The 17,689-nt window shown below is 59.1% G+C and carries 18 protein-coding genes and 1 tRNA gene; 7 read left to right on the top strand and 12 right to left on the bottom strand.

Annotated elements, in window-relative coordinates; all coding sequences use genetic code 11:
- Positions 1-65: 65 nt before the first annotated feature.
- Together J7399_RS00360 and J7399_RS00365 are read right to left on the bottom strand one after the other, a co-directional pair.
- Positions 66-395, bottom strand: a complete 330-nt coding sequence (locus tag J7399_RS00360; protein WP_209060400.1) for a sarcosine oxidase subunit delta — start codon at positions 393-395, stop codon at positions 66-68.
- A 15-nt stretch (positions 396-410) separates the two neighbouring features.
- Positions 411-1,658 (bottom strand): sarcosine oxidase subunit beta family protein, encoded by a 1,248-nt coding sequence (locus J7399_RS00365; RefSeq protein WP_209060402.1) that lies wholly within the window; start codon positions 1,656-1,658, stop codon positions 411-413.
- Between the two features lie 178 nt (positions 1,659-1,836).
- Here J7399_RS00365 and ccmI point away from each other — a divergent pair, with 178 nt between their 5' ends.
- From ccmI to J7399_RS00380, 3 genes are read left to right on the top strand one after another with little or no spacing between them, the layout of a single operon-like run.
- Positions 1,837-3,066, top strand: a complete 1,230-nt coding sequence (gene ccmI, locus J7399_RS00370; RefSeq protein WP_209083507.1) for a c-type cytochrome biogenesis protein CcmI — start codon at positions 1,837-1,839, stop codon at positions 3,064-3,066.
- Positions 3,063-3,548 (top strand): Holliday junction resolvase RuvX, encoded by a 486-nt coding sequence (gene ruvX / locus J7399_RS00375; protein ID WP_209083508.1) that lies wholly within the window; start codon positions 3,063-3,065, stop codon positions 3,546-3,548. The genes ccmI and ruvX overlap by 4 nt, the downstream gene beginning before the upstream one ends.
- Positions 3,545-3,778 (top strand): DUF1289 domain-containing protein, encoded by a 234-nt coding sequence (locus J7399_RS00380; RefSeq protein ID WP_209060405.1) that lies wholly within the window; start codon positions 3,545-3,547, stop codon positions 3,776-3,778. Before ruvX ends, J7399_RS00380 begins: the two co-directional genes overlap by 4 nt.
- Before the next feature lie 60 nt (positions 3,779-3,838).
- Here the strand turns inward: J7399_RS00380 and J7399_RS21065 are convergent, their stop codons facing one another.
- The 8 genes from J7399_RS21065 to J7399_RS00420 form a co-directional block, all read right to left on the bottom strand.
- Positions 3,839-4,903, bottom strand: a complete 1,065-nt coding sequence (locus J7399_RS21065; protein WP_209083509.1) for a calcium-binding protein — start codon at positions 4,901-4,903, stop codon at positions 3,839-3,841.
- A gap of 166 nt (positions 4,904-5,069) precedes the next feature.
- Positions 5,070-5,861 (bottom strand): hypothetical protein, encoded by a 792-nt coding sequence (locus J7399_RS00390; protein WP_209083510.1) that lies wholly within the window; start codon positions 5,859-5,861, stop codon positions 5,070-5,072.
- Positions 5,855-6,682, bottom strand: a complete 828-nt coding sequence (locus J7399_RS00395) for a sulfite exporter TauE/SafE family protein (protein ID WP_209083511.1) — start codon at positions 6,680-6,682, stop codon at positions 5,855-5,857. The genes J7399_RS00390 and J7399_RS00395 overlap by 7 nt, the downstream gene beginning before the upstream one ends.
- Positions 6,683-6,811: 129 nt before the next feature.
- Complete coding sequence (gene dusA / locus J7399_RS00400) at positions 6,812-7,804, bottom strand: tRNA dihydrouridine(20/20a) synthase DusA (protein WP_209083512.1); 993 nt, start codon at positions 7,802-7,804, stop codon at positions 6,812-6,814.
- Between the two features lie 303 nt (positions 7,805-8,107).
- Positions 8,108-8,899, bottom strand: a complete 792-nt coding sequence (locus J7399_RS00405; RefSeq protein ID WP_209083513.1) for a hypothetical protein — start codon at positions 8,897-8,899, stop codon at positions 8,108-8,110.
- A 106-nt stretch (positions 8,900-9,005) separates the two neighbouring features.
- Positions 9,006-9,090: transfer RNA gene (locus J7399_RS00410), tRNA-Leu, on the bottom strand.
- Between the two features lie 72 nt (positions 9,091-9,162).
- Positions 9,163-10,218, bottom strand: a complete 1,056-nt coding sequence (locus J7399_RS00415) for a Hint domain-containing protein (protein WP_209083514.1) — start codon at positions 10,216-10,218, stop codon at positions 9,163-9,165.
- A gap of 104 nt (positions 10,219-10,322) precedes the next feature.
- Positions 10,323-12,002, bottom strand: coding sequence for an NAD(P)H-hydrate dehydratase (locus J7399_RS00420; RefSeq protein WP_209083516.1), 1,680 nt, complete (start codon positions 12,000-12,002; stop codon positions 10,323-10,325).
- Between the two features lie 175 nt (positions 12,003-12,177).
- Between J7399_RS00420 and J7399_RS00425 the strand changes: the two genes are divergently transcribed.
- From J7399_RS00425 to J7399_RS00435, 3 genes are all read left to right on the top strand, one after another.
- Positions 12,178-12,516: a P-II family nitrogen regulator gene (locus tag J7399_RS00425; RefSeq protein WP_209078223.1), complete on the top strand. Its 339-nt coding sequence runs from the start codon at positions 12,178-12,180 to the stop codon at positions 12,514-12,516.
- A 39-nt stretch (positions 12,517-12,555) separates the two neighbouring features.
- Positions 12,556-13,962 carry a type I glutamate--ammonia ligase gene (gene glnA / locus J7399_RS00430; protein WP_209060426.1) on the top strand — a complete coding sequence of 469 codons (1,407 nt, stop codon included), beginning with the start codon at positions 12,556-12,558 and terminating at the stop codon, positions 13,960-13,962.
- Between the two features lie 126 nt (positions 13,963-14,088).
- Positions 14,089-14,745, top strand: a complete 657-nt coding sequence (locus J7399_RS00435) for an RNA methyltransferase (protein ID WP_209083518.1) — start codon at positions 14,089-14,091, stop codon at positions 14,743-14,745.
- Here the strand turns inward: J7399_RS00435 and J7399_RS00440 are convergent.
- Complete coding sequence (locus J7399_RS00440) at positions 14,742-15,374, bottom strand: DNA-3-methyladenine glycosylase 2 family protein (RefSeq protein WP_209083520.1); 633 nt, start codon at positions 15,372-15,374, stop codon at positions 14,742-14,744. The two genes, J7399_RS00435 and J7399_RS00440, sit on opposite strands and share 4 nt — an antisense overlap.
- A gap of 213 nt (positions 15,375-15,587) precedes the next feature.
- Here J7399_RS00440 and J7399_RS00445 point away from each other — a divergent pair, with 213 nt between their 5' ends.
- Positions 15,588-16,802, top strand: coding sequence for an MFS transporter (locus J7399_RS00445; RefSeq protein WP_209083522.1), 1,215 nt, complete (start codon positions 15,588-15,590; stop codon positions 16,800-16,802).
- Between the two features lie 72 nt (positions 16,803-16,874).
- On the opposite strand, the gene J7399_RS00450 is transcribed toward J7399_RS00445, so the two are convergent.
- On the bottom strand, positions 16,875-17,657 hold the full coding sequence (locus J7399_RS00450) for a squalene/phytoene synthase family protein (RefSeq protein ID WP_209083524.1): 783 nt from the start codon (positions 17,655-17,657) through the stop codon (positions 16,875-16,877).
- Positions 17,658-17,689 lie beyond the last annotated feature (32 nt).

Consider the following 17,689-nt stretch of genomic DNA (forward strand, 5'->3'; position numbering starts at 1 on the left):
GTCAGCCCTTTGCATGGGTTGATCCGTCAGATGCCTCCGACGGGAGTATTTCGGCAAGATGAAGATCAGGAGAACTCGCGCCAGCTCCAACCCGGGTAGGTCGCGGTGATCTTGTCTTTGATGTCTTGTGGCGGCTCCAGCGTCTGCGCGGAATAGGTGCCAAAGACCTGAAGTGTCATGGTGCAGCGGGCCGCAAGGAAGAACTTGCCGCAGCCGTTGGAATGACGCCAGCGCTCAAAATGCACACCCTTCGGGTTTTCGCGCATGAAGAGGTAGCCTTCAAAGTCCTCATCCGCCGAGCCGGGGCCAAAACGCTTCAGATGCGCTTCGCCTTCGGCGTGCAGTTCGGTCTCTTCGGCGTGAACGCCGCAATAGGGGCATTGTAGTGTCAGCATATTTGCACCCTCTCCTTAGTGTGCCACGCCAGCCGCGACGCTTTCGTCGATGAAGCGGCCTTCGATGAAACGTTCCATACCAAATTCCGCAGAGAGCGGACCTGGCTCGCCTTTGGCAATCAGCTCAGCCGTGGCCCAGCCGCCGCCCGGAATGGCTTTAAAGCCGCCGGTGCCCCAACCTGCGTTGATGAAGCAGTTGCCCAGCGGGGTCTTGCCAATCACAGGGGAACGGTCGCCGGTCACATCCACGATGCCACCCCACTGGCGCAGCATCTTCAGGCGACTGACCATCGGGAAGGTTTCGCACAGCGCGCGCACGGTTTCCTCGATGTGGTGGAAGCTGCCGCGCTGGGTGTAGTTGTTGAACCCGTCCGTGCCGCCGCCGATCACCATCTCGCCCTTGTCAGACTGAGACATATAGCCGTGCACGGTGTTGGCCATCACAACCACATCCATGCATGGCTTGATCGGCTCAGACACCAGCGCCTGCAGCGCAACAGATTCCATCGGCAGGCGGAAGCCCGCCATATTGGCCAGCGCACCGGAGTTGCCCGCCACAACAAGGCCAAGCTTGTCACAGTCAATCGGACCTTTGGTGGTGTCCACACCGGTGACCTTGCCGCCCTCTTGGCGCACGCCGGTCACTTCGCATTTCTGGATGATGTCCATGCCCATGTCAGAGCAGGCACGGGCATAGCCCCAGGCCACAGCATCGTGACGACCGGTGCCGCCGCGTTCCTGCCAGAGACCGCCCAGAACCGGATAGCGTGGGCCATCGATGTTGATGATCGGCACCAGCTCTTTCACGCGCTCAGGGCCGATGAACTCGGTCTTCACACCCTGCAGCGCATTGGCATGTGCGGTCCGCTGATAGCCGCGCACCTCATGCTCGGTCTGCGCCAGCATGATCACGCCGCGTGGGGAGAACATCACGTTGTAGTTCAGGTCCTGAGACATGGTCTCATAAAGCGAACGCGCTTTTTCATAGAGCGCTGCGGAAGGATCCTGCAGATAGTTGGAGCGGATGATCGTGGTGTTACGACCGGTGTTCCCGCCGCCCAGCCAGCCCTTCTCGATGATCGCCACATTGGTGATACCGAAGTTCTTGCCGAGATAGAAAGCGGTGGCCAGTCCGTGCCCACCGGCACCAACGATGATCACATCATATTTCTTCTTGGGTTCCGGCGAGCGCCAAGCCCGTTCCCAGCCAGTGTGGTAGCGGGCGGCTTCGCGGGCGATTGCAAAGGCTGAATATCTTCTCATGATGCGTGATTCCGATATGAGGCAACTTATCTGAGAATATGATCTTTTTGCACCTGCGTCGTCCGAGATTAAAGCGCCCATTTGAGGACTGGTTGCGACATGGGGTGTCAGATGTGTGATTTTCCCTTTTCCAGCCCCCTATGCGACACTACATGGGAGCCAACTTGATGGAGTACCCATGATTTTCTGGATTGTTGCCGCTGCGCTGACCGGGATCACCGCTGCGATGTTGGCTTTGGCGCTTTTGCGGCGCCGTGAGGACGAAGAGCACCCCGCCGCCTATGACCTGCGTGTCTATCGCGACCAGCTCAAGGAAGTGGACCGCGATCTGGCGCGTGGCGTGATTGGCGCGGAGGATGCCGAGCGGATGCGCACCGAGATTTCGCGTCGCATTCTGGCCGCCGACGCGCAGATGCAAAATCATGAAAACGATGCAGAAAAGAACGGCGGCGGCACCAAAGCCATGGCGACGGTGCTGATGCTGATCGTCGCGGCCAGCAGCTTTGGTCTCTATATTTGGCTTGGCACCCCCGGACACCGGGACATGCCCCTGCAGGTGCGGCTGGAAACTCTGGCCGAGGACATGAAGGCACGCCCCTCTCAGGCGGAAATGGAAGCCGAGCAGACGCCCGTACCCCTGCCCGCGCCTGACCCTGAGTTTGCCGAGCTGATGACCAAACTGCGCGCCGCTGTGGCGGAAAAGCCGGATGACCTGCGCGGTCAAATGCTTCTGGCACGCAACGAATCCACCTTGGGCAACCACAAGGCCGCTTATGAGGCACAGGCGCAGGTGATTGCGTTAAAAGGCGACAATGCGACGGCTGGTGACTATGTGCTGCATGCCAATCTGCTGATCGCAGGCGCTCAGAATTATGTCTCACCAGAAGCCGAAGCCAGCCTGCGTGCCGCCCTGCGCATTGACCCGCTGAACAACCTTGGCCGCTACTATCTGGGTCTGATGATGTGGCAGAACGGCCGCCCCGATGCCGCTTTCCGTCTCTGGGATCAGGTCCTGCGCCAAAGCCCGGCAGACGCCCCTTGGGTGCCCGCCATCCGCAACACCATCTCAGAGCTCGCCTGGTATGCCGGTGTGGATTACAAAATGCCCCCCGCTCCGCACGCTGGCCCGGTCGGCCCGTCTGACGAGGATCTTGCCGCCGCCGAAGAGCTAAGCGCGGAGGATCGCCAAGTCATGATCCAGGGAATGGTCGCGCAGCTGTCAGACCGTCTGGCAACCGAAGGCGGCACTCCGCAGGAATGGGCGCAGCTGATCAGCTCTTACGGGGTGCTCGGTGAAACAGAGCGCGCGCAGGCGATCTGGAACGAGGCGCAGCAGATTTTTGTATCGGTCCCGGAGGCACTGGAAATTGTGCGCGCCGGTGCCGCACGTGCGGGGTTGCTGCAATGACCACCACCATCTTTGAAACCATCGAAGACCTCGCCCCCAATCTTGCGCCTATGACAGCGTTGATGGGGCTCGATTTGGGCACCAAGACCATCGGTGTGGCGGTGAGCGACGGTCTGCGCACCGTGGCCACACCGATTGAGACGGTGAAGCGCAAAAAATTTGGTGTGGATGCACAGCGGCTTGTGACCCTCCACAATGAACGCGCCATTGGCGGGATCATCCTTGGGTTGCCACGCAACATGGACGGCTCCGAAGGCCCCCGCGCCCAGTCCACCCGCGCCTTTGCCCGCAATCTCGCTCCGCTGGTGTCGGTGCCCATTGGCTTCTGGGACGAACGCTTGTCCACCGTGGCGGCAGAACGGGCGCTCCTTGAGGCGGATACGTCACGTAAACGTCGCGCAGAGGTGATCGACCACGTGGCCGCCTCCTATATCCTGCAAGGGGTCTTGGACCGGCTAAACCACTTGGGGAGCACGATGTGAGCAAGGACAGCGTTTGGAAACGCAACGAGGTTGAAAGCCCGTGCATACAAGTCTGCGTTGTGCATCCGGAAGCCCGGATCTGCACCGGCTGTCTGCGCACCATCGACGAGATCACCCGCTGGTCGCAAATGTCCCAAGACGAACGCGGCACGATCATGGCGGAGCTGCCCACACGCGCCCCGCAGCTCAAACAACGCCGCGGCGGACGGGCAGCACGGCTGAAGCGGTAAAAAGGGGCACGCCCGTCTTCAGCGTGCCCTTATTTATACAACTCCGTTTAACAATGAGTTTTATGAAGCAGGCGCACGCACGCTGTTGATCACGGCCACGTTGGCCGCGCTAAACCCGCGCCCGAACACTTCAGCAACGTCCTGACCGTCATAGGTCACGGTAAACCAACCATCCCCAAGCTCTGTCGACGGAGTAACCGTAACTGCGGCCGAGGTTTCCGAAGTCGGAATATAGATCACAAGTTGGTCTTCGGTAGTCGAGAAGTCAGAAATCTGGGGCAGGTTATCTTCCCGGACCCATTCGCCGGTAATGAAGACATCATTTCCAGAGCCACCTTCAGCAGAATCCCCAGAGCCCAGGGCGAAGATATCGTCGCCGGAACCCCCTACCAGCGTATCCGCGCCACTATCGTCAACAAACACACCACTGTTGCTGCGATCAAGGTCGACACCCAACAGTTCGTCGTCACCAGCTCCCCCATCCAGACGGTCTGCGCCACCATTGCCGATCAATGCATCATCATCTGCACCACCCAAAAGGGTATCATCACCATCACCGCCATGCAGCGTGTCTTCATCATCGCCACCGCTCAGTTCATCATTGTCGGTGCCACCTTTGAGGCTGTCATTGCCAGTGCCGCCATCCAAAACATCGCTGCCGAAACCGCCAAGCAGGGTGTCATTGCCGTCTTCGCCCAGAAGCGTGTCGTTGTCGTCGCCACCAACGATACTGTCATTGCCATTGGAGCCTTCGAGACGATCAGAGCCACTGCCGCCATCCATAGAATCATTGCCCCAGCCAGCTAGGATGGTGTCGTTGCCATTCTCTCCGAGCAGCACGTCATCGCCATTACCGCCAGAAATGCGATCCCCACCAGGGCCGCCCCGGATGTTGTCATTGTCCGCGCTGCCTGAAAGCTCATCGCCGCTGCCTGCGCCAACAATTGTGTCATCACCTGCCCCACCATCTATGCGGTCAGGACCATCTCCACCTAGCAGCTCATCACCTTCGTCGGTGCCTTCCTGCTCCTCAAACGACTCGTCATCATCACCGTCGTCAGAGTCAGCCACCATGGCCGCAGCGCCGCCAGCAGCCACAAGGCCCAGCAAAATCAGTAATTCCATCGATTCAGTGCCCCTAAAAATCGTACTCGCATAAAGATGTAGACGAAACCTAAACTCAATTTTTAGGAAAATAAATGCTTAGTTAACGAGCGTTTCCCAGCCGTATCCAATCCACACCCATAGGGCGAACTGTTCGCGAAATCACCCGATAACAACCTCTAAAACCTCAGGTATTCGCAAGCCAGGCCACCGCACCGCCCGGCAGTATCGGGCGAAAATAGGCAATGGCGCGACATTCACGCGAGGGGAGATCCTCCGGCTCACTCTCCCATGCCGAGACTCCATGTACAGATAGCCGGTGCATCAGGATAGCCTCGCCCGGCTGGGCGATCACCTTCACCCGGGCGCACGTCTCAAACACCTGTTTGCGCGCAGCCTGATAGGGCGCTTGCAAATCCACCGCATGCCACCTGTCTTGCGGGTGCGCCGCCAGCGCGTCCAGCAAAGCCGTGCGCATAATCTCGTGGCTGCCTTCCCAGATCACCAAAGGGGCTTCGGTGTCCACATTCTCCGTGAGCGGCAAACCCAATATCCAGGCGTGCGGCTCTGCAATGTAACGCCCGCCGTCCTCGCCCTTTTGCAACCCGTCCAGATGGGCTGCGTCCCGCTTGATGCGATAGCGAAACCCCGCCTCACTTTCGCCCATGCGCGGTCTTGGGTAGCCCGGATATGTGATGGATAGCTGCCCCGGATGCAGCGGCAAAACCTCGCCATACAGCGCCAGAATGCTTTCCACCGGCGCGCCGGTCAGGGCTGGCCCTGCACCAATCGCCCCCGCCGCATCATTTGGCAGCGCATCCACACCAATGAACCAGGTGTTCTCGCAATCCCACCAAAGCGCGTGCTCCGGCGCATCTTTGGCAATCTGACCGGCTTGCCAGGCGGAGGCCGCCCAGTCGCGCACCGCCGCATCGTACGGCAGCTTGGCCCAACTGCGCGCGGCAAAATCGGTTACCATCCGAAAGCCTTTCGCAGCATGTTCAGCGCCACCAGCGTCAGGAACACGGCAAAGACGCGCTTGAGCGGTTTGGGATCCATGGAGTGCGCGAGCTTCACCCCAAACGGCGCGGTGATGAGCGTCATGGCAATGATGATGAAAAACGCCACCATATTGACCGCCCCAATGGTCAGCGGCGGACGGCTCGCAGGATCGATCTCCATAAACAGAAAACCAATCACCGCAGGCACAGCAATGGTGACGCCAAAACCGGCCGCCGTGGCCACAGCCCGATGGATCGGCACATTAAACAGCGTCATCAGCGGCACGCCAAAGCTGCCCCCGCCAATGCCCATCAGCACCGACAGGAACCCGACCGCCGGGCTCAGCGAAAGCCGCCCTGCCCCTTTGGGCATAACCTGACCCAGCCGCCAATGCGCTTTGCCCAGCCCCATATAGGCGCCAATCACCAGCGCGAGACCGCCAAAGACAACCTGCAGCGTGACCGAGCGCAGGTTGGCCGCGACCAGCACGCCAATCACGGCTCCAACGGCAATGCCCGGCGCCCAACCGCGCAGGATCTCCCAATCCACGGCACCTTTTTTGTTGTGGCTCGCCACAGAGCGCAGCGATGTCACAATGATGGTCGCCAGAGAGGTCGCCAGACAAATCTGCATCAGCTGCGGCCCGTCATAGCCAAGTGCGGAAAACGCATAGAAGAAAGCAGGCACCAGGACGATGCCACCGCCCACGCCCAACAGTCCCGCAAGGACCCCGGCAAGCGCGCCGATGGCAAGCAAAAGCACAAGCATTTGCAACAGAAGGGCTGGATCTTGGGACATTTTCGGCTCCGCAGGTTTGTTCGCGCGCGAAGGTAAAGCCGAATTTTCAGGCCCCTGCAAGCGGCGCAAAAGCCGCTGGCGGGAATGTCATCTGCGTGGACCACAAACGCGTACTCACAGACGCCCCGCTTAGGCGGCGGATTGCGTCACATGGCTGAGGGCCGCCAGAACGGTGTCCGGCCCGGCGGTCTTTGCGGTGGCGTTTTCAGACAGGTAGCGCCGCCAGGCGCGCGCGCCGGGGCGACCAGCGAATAGGCCCAGCATATGGCGGGTGAGCTGATGCAGCTTGCCACCTTGCGACAGATGCGCTTCGATATAGGGCAGCATCTGCTGCACCACGGCGACCGGATCACTGTCCGCCCCCGCGCCGTAAATCCGCCGATCCGCAGTACAAAGCACATCAGACGGGGTGTGATAGGCAGAGCGTCCGATCATCACGCCATCCAACCCGTCCGCCAGATGTTTCTCTGCCTGATCAAGGGTTTCGATGCCGCCATTGATGGAGAAATGTAGCTCCGGAAAGGCCTGCTTCATGCGATGCACCAGCGGATAATCCAGCGGAGGAATGTCGCGGTTCTCTTTCGGACTGAGCCCCTGCAACCAGGCTTTGCGCGCATGCACCGAAATGCGGCGCACCCTGGCATTGGCCATGGTTTCAATGAAATGCGGCAGCACCTCTTCGGGGATCTGGTCATCCACCCCGATGCGGCATTTCACCGTCGCCTCAACAGACACCGCATCCTGAATAGCCTTCATGCAATCGGCAACAAGCTCAGGCGAGCGCATCAGAACCGCGCCAAAGGTGCCCGATTGCACCCGATCACTCGGGCAACCGCAATTCAGGTTGATCTCATCATAGCCCCGCGCCTCGGCCAGCTTGGCCGCTTTGGCCAGCTCCTCAGGGTCCGACCCACCCAGCTGCAGCGCCACCGGATGCTCTTCCTCACTGAAATCCAGCAAATGCACAGCCCCGCCCCGCACCAACGCCGGCGCAGTGACCATCTCGGTATAAAGCAGCGTATGTTTGGACAGCAGCCGGTGCAGATACCGACAATGGCGATCCGTCCAATCCATCATGGGGGCAACGGACAGGCGCGCGGCGGAGTGTAGATCTGGCTTCAAAACACACGCTCCTTGCGGCTTTGTGTCTGGAGGTGCTGCCCCGTCACGCGCATCGAGGCGCAAAAGGCAGCCCAATGATGAATCGGGTGACCCTTCATTTAGCACATCCTTCTGCGGCTTAAAGAGGCAGGCGCTCGGATCACTGCGACCAAGGCTGATCTGAGCGCGCTTTCTGACGTCGTCGCACACGAATTGCCCACGCGAATCACAGTCCGGGACGGCGACCACCCAAGGTAGAAAGGGCAAAATGCCGCCCTCCCAGTGATAACTGCACCCCGACGTCAACGCAGCCAAATGGCCGATTTAGACAGGCTCTTTACACCCCATTATCAAATTCACCCCCCTATCTGCATCGCAATTCACCAGCCCAACCTGACGCCCGCGAAGTATGCACCCTATGACACTGCGCTCCCAGATCCTCCTCCTACCGAGCGACGCGATAGCCGACATGATAGAGAGTTCTCGACTGACGCTATCAACTGAGAGCTTCTTTCCATCCTTCTTGCGATACGTGTTCCAGAGATAGCCGCGCACATTGCGTCCATGTTCCCGTTTGAGGGAGACCAAAGGCATATCCTTTAGCGGGCCCAAAACGTGTTCCATTCGGGAGACATGACGTTCAAGCGGTGTGGTCTTGTCTGGGTCGGCCTTAACGCGTTCTGCCGCGTAGATGTTACGGGCATCCAAAAGCGTGATCGCAGGCGCTTCCAAACTCGGAGCCAAGACAGCCCTAACCACAAGGAGGTCTTCGCCTTGCTTGACCAAGCCTTCGGCAACAATGGTGCGCGCTTCGTCACGGTCGAGACCTTGGACCCCATCAAGCAGACCCTCGGCTCTCAAGATGGCATCACGCCAAAGCATCGCGGGGCTTCGGTTGTTTTCGCCTTTCATCCGCTTTGTCGTTTCGGCCACCAGCCGATCAAATTCGCTGCCTATGGTTTCCCACTCGGCAATCATCTTAGCACCCGACTGATTGCGGAGATGAACCTGAAACCACTCCCTGCCTAAAGCAGCCTGAATACGAGTCGGTATTCTGCGGCGGTAACGCGGGGTGGATTTATCTTTACCCACCATGTCGATGTATTTGAGTTTCATGTGCAGAGCCATTGAAATGTGTCTCCGATGTGTGTCGCATTGTGTGTGCGCCAACAAGTCGAAGTCTCTGATTTACCTGCAAAATAAGGCTCTTTCATTGAGCCAATGGTGCGGGTGGAGGGACTTGAACCCCCACGCCTCGCGGCGCCAGAACCTAAATCTGGTGCGTCTACCAATTTCGCCACACCCGCACGGTCCGCGCGTCTTAGCAAAGCTTGAAACGGGATGCGAGAGGAAAAACGCACTCCCGGCGTAGGTTTTTTCTAAATCGCCTGTGCGATGATTTGCGCCTCGCGCTGATGGGCCACCGGACGCGCTGTTTCACTGACATAAGCGCCGGTTTTCAGCTCGGGAAACAAGGCAAACAGCTCCCGCCGGCTGGCATTTGGCAGCGCCTTGAGCGACTGCGGGCCGGGATTAAAGCTCTCCGTGGCCAACCCGTCAGAGGTGAGGATCTCATGCTGGTCAAATTGCACATGCACATAGGTCACCGCAGGCACATCATGGGCCACCGTGACTGTGCGGTCATTCACCAGATGTGTGGCCGCTGCCAGAACCTCGCGCTCCCCGCACCAGAGCTCCGCGCGCCAACCCAGCAACAGCACACGATGCTGCGGCGACACCAGCATGTCACGATGCGGCATCCCCGGACCAAAGGCATCCTGCCTGATCCGGATCGGGCGAAATTGCGGATGGCTTTTAAGGTCCGCACCGGAAAAAGACACCTGCCCCAGCCAGCGCACCTTCTGAAACCCATTGTCGCGCGTCAGCACCTCATCCCCGACCTCCAGCGCTTCCACCGCCTTTTCGCCGCCCTTCACGACAATCTTTGTGCCAGTGGTGAAACACGGCGGCGCGGCCAGTTCGCTCTCATGCACCGGCGCATTGCCGCCGGGGCCTTCCTTGGCCGAGATAATCTTGAGCGGCACACCGATGGGCGGGAAGCTGTCAACAAAAGCCAAGCCTTCAACGGTGCTGAAGCTGACCTGCGAATTGTTGAAGTTCACCGACAGGATACGGTAGGTTTCCCCGGTGCTGAGGTCTTGCACAACAAATTCGTACTCCGCCTCAAGTCGCAGATTGTCGCCGTAGGTGACACCATCGAAACTCTGATTTCCATCAAGCACTTGCGAATTGTCATTGTCGTCAACATTGGCGTCATCGTCGCGGACAAAGATCTCTTCCCACGCGTTGTCATTCAGCGTGATGGTCTCCCCCACAAGGTGACTGCCGTCGCCCTGCGTGATCCCGTCCAAAATACTGTTGCCGGAGAGGGAAACATGAGATTCCCCCAACGCCCAAAAGCTGTACCGTGCCATTGTACATGCGCGCCTTGTGTCAGTCTGAGTGGCCCCAGCATGACAAAGAGAGCTTGATAACTGCTGAATCGCGCCCCAAAAGCCTCAAACCGCGCGGCAGCACCTCATTTCAACATTGTGCGCAGCACCTGAGGCAAGGTCTCAGGCAAGTCTTCCGCAATCAATCCGGGGCCAAAGACCCGCGCACATTCCACATGCAGCCAGGCGGCCGTTTCCGCCGCATACTGAGGCGCAAATCCACGCGCCAACAGCCCTGTGATGAAGCCCGCAAGCACATCGCCGGAGCCTGCCGTCGCCAACCAAGGCGCGCTGCGCTCATACACCGCCGCGTGCACGCCACACATTCTATAGGGGGAGGCAATCACCGTATCCGGCCCCTTAAACAAAACCGTGCATCCTGCCCGCGCCGCAGCTTCGCGTGTGGCATCCACTTTGGAGTAAGCCGGGCCTTTGGTTGGCCGCGCTGCCAGTCGCTCGGCAATATCCGGAAACAGCCGCGCAAATTCGCCCCCATGCGGAGTGAGCACGACACTCTCATGCAACATCTCAAAAAGCTGCTCTGGCTCCTCCGCAAAAGCGCTCAGCGCATCGGCATCCAGAACAGTTGCGCGCTTTGATTTTAACGCCTCAGGCACCAAATCCCGCGCGCGCTCCTGCCCCAATCCGGGGCCAAGACAAAGTGCATTGAGCCTTTCATCCTGCAGAACCTCTGCCAGCGCCGCGCCATCCGCGACCCGCTGCAACATCAGCGCGGTGATCTGACAGGCCACCTCCTGCTGCGCCGCTGGCGGCACCCCAAGTGTCACCAACCCTGCACCAATCCGCAACGCCCCACGTGCCGCAAGCCGCGCTGCGCCGGTTTTACCGGAACCACCGGAGAGGATCAGCGCATGGCCGTGAGAGAATTTATGGTGCGGCGCCTGTTTATCCAAATCAACAGGCAGCTGTGTCACCTCCCCCACGCGCTGTTCCGCGGGGATCACATGGCCATGCCTTTCAAGCAAACCAATGTCTTTCAGTGTCACAGCCCCGCAAAAGGCCGGTCCATCCTTCAAAACATGTCCCAGCTTTTTGCGGTGGAAGGTCACCACAAGGTCTGCCGGAATACATGTGCCCAACACAGCGCCGCTGTCGCTGCACAAGCCGGTCGGAATATCGACCGCCACAACCTTACAACCAGCCTCTGCCATGGCCTCGCGCAGATTCTGATCCGCGAACATAGAAAAAACTGATTTAAACGGTCGCGTCAGCCCGGTGCCAAACAGCGCATCGACAACAAGGTCACAAGGACCTTCGATGTGCACACTATCATCCACCAATGGTGGCGGATCAATCGCGCGCGTGCGGACCGCCCCCAACTCCAACCACCGCTCATAGTTCTCACGTGCATCAGGCGGTAATTTCTCTGCATCCCCATAAAGAAACACCTCCAGCTCCCAGCCAAGCTGATGCAACAGCCGCGCCACCACAAAACCGTCCCCGCCATTGTTGCCCGGCCCGCAAAGCACCACCGCCCCCTTTCTCCTTCCTGAAGTATCCCGGGGGTATGGGGGCTGCCCCCCATCAGAACCTGCGTATGGGGGCTGACCGCCTTCCAAACCACTCTCTCGGAGCGGCTTGTCCTGCAAAGCGCCAGCATCACCCAACGCCGGCCACTGCTCAAAAATCGCTTCGACAACACCCCGCCCGGCCCGCTCCATGAGCTCCAATCCGGTGACCTCGCCCGACTCAATTGCGGTTTGCTCAATGGCGCGCATTTGGGCAGCCGTCAAAATTTCGCTCATTCTCGATGCATCCCGCGATTCTATTCCGCTTATTTGCGCGCCTTATTGCCTATTTTTTAATCACACAGCATGTTTCCGATAGGCGCATTCACAATGTGTTACCCTATCCAATTGTGACCCCCCATCGAAAGTGGTCTGTCAACTGACAAGAACGCACCTGAGGAGGAGCCTCCACATGAAGAAGATCGAAGCCATCATCAAGCCGTTCAAGCTTGATGAAGTGAAAGAAGCACTGCAGGATTTTGGCATCCAGGGTCTGAGCGTTGTCGAAGTCAAAGGCTTCGGTCGCCAGAAGGGTCACACAGAGCTCTATCGCGGCGCTGAATATGTCGTTGATTTTCTGCCCAAGGTGAAAATCGAAGTTGTGCTTGAATCCGATCAGGTGGACGGCGCAATCGAGGCCATCGTGGGCGCTGCCAAAACCGACAAGATCGGCGACGGCAAGATCTTTGTCTCCCCTGTGGAGCAAGCCATTCGCATCCGTACCGGCGAGTCCGGCCCGGACGCGCTGTAATCACACTTAAATTCTAAAGCAATCAGAAGGACAAAGGGAATGAGCGCAGACGCAGTTCTCCAGCTGATCAAAGACGAAGATGCGGCCTATGTCGACATCCGTTTCACCGACACACGCGGCAAGCTGCAGCACGTGACCGTGGACGTGGATCTCGTTGACGAAGACTTCCTCGAAGAAGGCTTCATGTTTGACGGCTCCTCCATCGCTGGCTGGAAATCCATCGAAAACTCCGACATGAAACTGATCCCAGACACCACCTCTGCGTATGTCGATCCGTTCTATGCCGAGAAAACCATCTGCATCCACTGCTCCATCGTTGAGCCTGACACCGGCGAAGCTTACGAGCGTGACCCACGCGGCACCGCCGAAAAAGCCGAAGCTTACCTGAAGTCCTCCGGCATCGGTGATGTGGCTTACATGGGCCCGGAAGCGGAATTCTTCCTGTTCGACGACGTTCGCTTTGAGAACAAAATCAACAAAGTATCCTACGAAGTTGATGCGATCGACGGCTCCTGGAACACCGACACCGAATACGAAATGGGCAACATGGGCCACCGCCCTGGTGTCAAAGGCGGCTACTTCCCGGTAAACCCAACCGACGACAGCCACGACCTGCGTTCCGAGATGCTCTCCACCATGAAGCGTCTGGGCATGAAAACTGACAAGCACCACCACGAAGTGGCGTCCTGTCAGCACGAGTTGGGGCTGATCTTTGACAGCCTGACCAAGCAAGCCGACGAGCTGCAGAAGTACAAATACGTGATCCACAACGTGGCCGCGTCCTACGGCAAATCCGCCACCTTCATGCCAAAGCCGATCTACGGCGACAACGGCACCGGCATGCACGTGAACATGTCCATCTGGAAAGACGGCAAGCCGCTCTTTGCAGGCGACAAATACGCGGACCTGTCTGACGAAGCTCTGTACTTCATCGGCGGCATCCTGAAGCACGCAAAAACCCTGAACGCCTTCACCAACCCATCGACCAACTCCTACAAGCGTCTGATCCCGGGTTTTGAAGCACCAGTTCTGCGCGCCTACTCCGCACGCAACCGCTCCGGCTGTGTCCGTATCCCATGGACCGAAAGCCCGAAAGCCAAGCGCGTTGAAGCCCGCTTCCCAGATCCATCTGCCAACCCATACCTGTGCTTCGCAGCGCTGCTGATGGCTGGCCTTGACGGCATCAAGAACAAGATCGATCCAGGCGAAGCCATGGACAAGAACCTCTACGATCTGCCTGCTGAAGAACTGGCTGGCATCCCGACCGTATGTGGCTCCCTGCGCGAAGCTCTGGAAGCACTGACTGCAGATCACGACTTCCTGCTGGCAGGCGACGTGTTCACCAAAGACCAGATCGAAGGCTACATCGAGCTGAAGATGGAAGAGGTGGAGCACTACGAGCACACCCCGCACCCAGTCGAATTCGGCATGTACTACAGCTGCTAAGCTGTATCGGGCCAGTGAAACGAAAGGGCGCTCTTCAGAGCGCCCTTTTTGCATGGCGTACACTTACGCGTAGACAATGTAGTCTTCACAGAGAATAGTTGCCGCGACAGTAAGGCGTTTCCCAAAATGACCCGAGACATCAAATCCGAAACAGCCAAAACCAAGGCCCGCCTGCGTGCAGACGAGATCAAAGACTTTCGGTGCAAAAACCTTATTGCCGTGATCGAAAACCCTACCGACATTCGCAATATCGGCACGGTCATTCGCAACGTGAATGCAATGGGGGTCGAGAAGCTATATATCGTCGATGCTTTCAACGCCCTGCCTGAAAATTGGCAAGACATGCGGGAACAAAAAACACTCGCCAAATCTTCGGTCTCGGCCATCAAATGGACTTTTGCGAAACGCTTTTCCAGCACTGAAGAGTGTCTCAGCCATTTGGAAAAGAACGGTTTCACGTCAATTGCAACATCGCCTCACGTCAAAGACAAAAAGAGCCTTTATCTTCACGAAGGAGATTTCACCTCCCCCCATAAACTGGCCGTCTGGTTCGGAAACGAAAGCCAAGGAATAAGCGACCTTGCGGTTAGCCGAAGCTCCATATGCGTGGCCATTCCGATGTTTGGAATGATTGAGAGCCTGAATTTAGGAACGAGTTCGGGGATTGTGCTTTATGAAGTCACAAAACAAAGGCGTGCCTATCAAAGCAAGTACCGAAAGAAGAACAAAGGCGGTGCGCGGGAGATACCGCTGCCGACGGAGTTGCCGCTCAAAGAGGTCTAACGCACCCCTTCGCGCCCCTTATCCACCCGGTAATACGCCCACAACAGCCGCGCCGCCACGCTGCGCCAGGGGGACCACGCCTCCGCCATCTCCCGCAGCGCCCGCTCCTTGGGGCGCTCCGGCAGGTCAAACAGCATCCGCGCACTTTCCTGAAGGGCCAGATCGCCGGGCGCAAACACATCTGCGCGGCCCAGCGAAAACATCGCATAGATTTCCGCCGTCCAGATGCCAATGCCGCTCACTTTGGTCAAGGTTTTGAACACCACCTTATTGGGGGCTTCGCGCAGCGCGTCAAAATCAATGCCCTCTGCCGCCAAGGCCCGCGCATAGCGCATCTTCTGGCGGCTCAAGCCCACGCCCTTCAAATCCTCTTCGCTTGCAGCCATCACGGCCTCAGGCGTCACCAGCCCCGCCTCCTGCATCCGCCCCCAGATCGCCGCCGCCGAGGCCACGCTCACCTGTTGGCTGACAATCGCGCTCAACAGCTGATCAAACCCGTCCGGCCGCAGCCGCAGCGGCAGATCTCCGGTCAGCGCCAGCGCGCGTTCAAACCGCGCATCCTGCGCCGCAAGCCAGGCGGCCCCTTCCGCCACGCAGGCATCCGTTTTGATAATCCGACCCACGGCCATCGCCCGCCTCCCTCTTCTCGTCTTTAGCTTTAGGCGCACACCACGCGCCACTCAACTCCTGAAACCGCTGCCAGCCCGCCTACCCGGCACAACAACAATCGCAACCCGTTTCCTGCGCAATCACACTTACAGATAAACACATTCACATATCGTGATGCGTTAATGATGCCGCAACGCTGGACCTGAGCTAGTGAACAAGCTAACGCTTGGCGCATGAGCACTGTAGTAGACGACACCCGCGCCCGCCGTACCGTATTCATTCTGGTTCTGGCACAAGCCTTCCTTGGCGCCCAGATGCCGATGATCTTCACCATTGGCGGCCTTGCGGGGCAATCGCTGGCGTCCAACCTCTGTTTCGCGACCCTGCCGATTTCGCTGATCGTTCTGGGCTCCATGCTCTCGGCCACGCCGATCTCCAACATCATGCAGAAATACGGCCGCCGCGTGGGTTTCCTGCTGGGTGCATTAGGCGGCGCACTCGGTGGCGCCATCGGTGCTTACGGGCTTTATCTCAGCTCCTTTCCGGTGTTCCTGCTGGGATCCTTTATGACCGGCATCTATATGTCCGCGCAGGGTTTTTACCGCTTTGCTGCCGCTGATACCGCTTCTGATGCCTTCCGCCCCAAAGCCATCTCCTATGTCATGGCGGGGGGCCTGCTCTCCGCGATTGTCGGCCCGCAGCTGGTCAAAGTCACCTCCGACGCGATGATCGTGCCTTTCATGGGCACCTACTTCGGCGTGATCGCCCTCAATGTGGTCGGCTCACTGCTCTTTCTGTTCATCGACATCCCAACACCCGAAGCCCCGACCAAGGACGCTCCCAAGGGCCGCAGCCGTTGGGAGCTGATCACCACCCCCCGCATCGCCGTGGCCGTGATCTGCGCCATGGTGTCCTATGCGCTGATGAACCTCGTGATGACCTCCACGCCCCTCGCTGTGGTGGGTTGCGGCTTTGAACAGAACGACGCCGCCGATGTGGTCACCGCACACGTGCTGGCGATGTTTGCCCCGTCGTTCTTCACCGGCCACCTGATCGCGCGCTTTGGGGTTGAGAAAATCCTCGCCCTTGGCCTGCTGATCCTTGCCGGTGCCGGTGCCGTGGCGCTTCAGGGCGTGGAGCTTGAGAACTTCTTCATCGCGCTCATCCTGCTGGGCCTTGGCTGGAACTTCGGCTTCATCGGGGCCACCACCATGCTGGCAGGCGCACATGAGCCAAGCGAGCGCGGCCGCATGCAGGGCATGAACGACTTCATCGTCTTTGGCGGTGTGACCGTGGCCTCACTGGCCTCCGGCGGTCTGATGAACTGCTCCGGCGGCAGCGCCGTTGCCGGCTGGACCAGCGTCAACCTCGCGATGGCGCCTTTCCTGATGCTGGCCGGTGGTGCCTTGATATGGCTGGTGCTGCGCCCACAGGAAGAGACCGCCTGAGCGTCTCATCTTCATTCTGCCAAAAATACTCAAAATCGACGTTGTATCATCAGGCGCCGCGTTTGACTTGTCTTACCAGCGGCCCGACAGGGCGCGCCACATCAGGCCCGCACGTTTGCCAAACTCGCTCATGCCAAGCGCCCCTGCGGCCACGCGCTCCGGCTCCCGCGCCGCCTGACGCAAGATCGCCTCTGCCTGCCAGGCTGCGAAAAACGCCTGCCCCGCCGCCGCGCTCACCGCTTTGCGACTGGTCCGCGCCCGCTTCAGCCGCGCGAGGCCAGCCTCTGCCAACGCCGCCACGGCCTCCGGGCGTCCATCCACCAGCGGCACACGTTTGGCCTCTTCCAGCGCCGGGATCGCCTTGAGCCAATTGGCCAGCCCCAGCGCATAGCCGACAGCCTGAGCCTCCTCTGGTGCACAGGTCCCAAGCGCTTGCGCCGCCACCTGCATCAACCCGCCAGAGGTCTGCTCCAGATAGCGCTCAAAATGTGCCGCATCCTCAAACGGATCACGATAAATGTCCCAGCGCCGCGCCTCGATCAGCTGATCCAGCAGTGCCGAGCTTTCGCCATCCAGCACCAGTGCCAGAGGCGTGACCACCTCATGACGGCGCACCATCCCGCCCGCTTTGATTTCCTCCAAAGCGTCGCGCCACCATTGCAGGCGCATCTCCGCAATCATGCTCTCCTGCGTCACCCAGGGCGCGCGCGCCACCTCGACGTTAAATGCATAGATCGGCAAAAGCTTTTCCCGCGCCGCCGGTTTGGCCGCCATGGTCGCGGCAAACCGATCGGGGTCCGCCTTCTGCACCAATGCGGCGCAGGCAGCGATATCCTCTGCCGCATCAGATGCCATCACCGCTGCCCCTCAGCATTCACCTGCGCGCG

The sequence above is a fragment of the Shimia sp. R9_1 genome (assembly GCF_017743775.1).
Classification (GTDB): Bacteria; Pseudomonadota; Alphaproteobacteria; order Rhodobacterales; family Rhodobacteraceae; genus Shimia.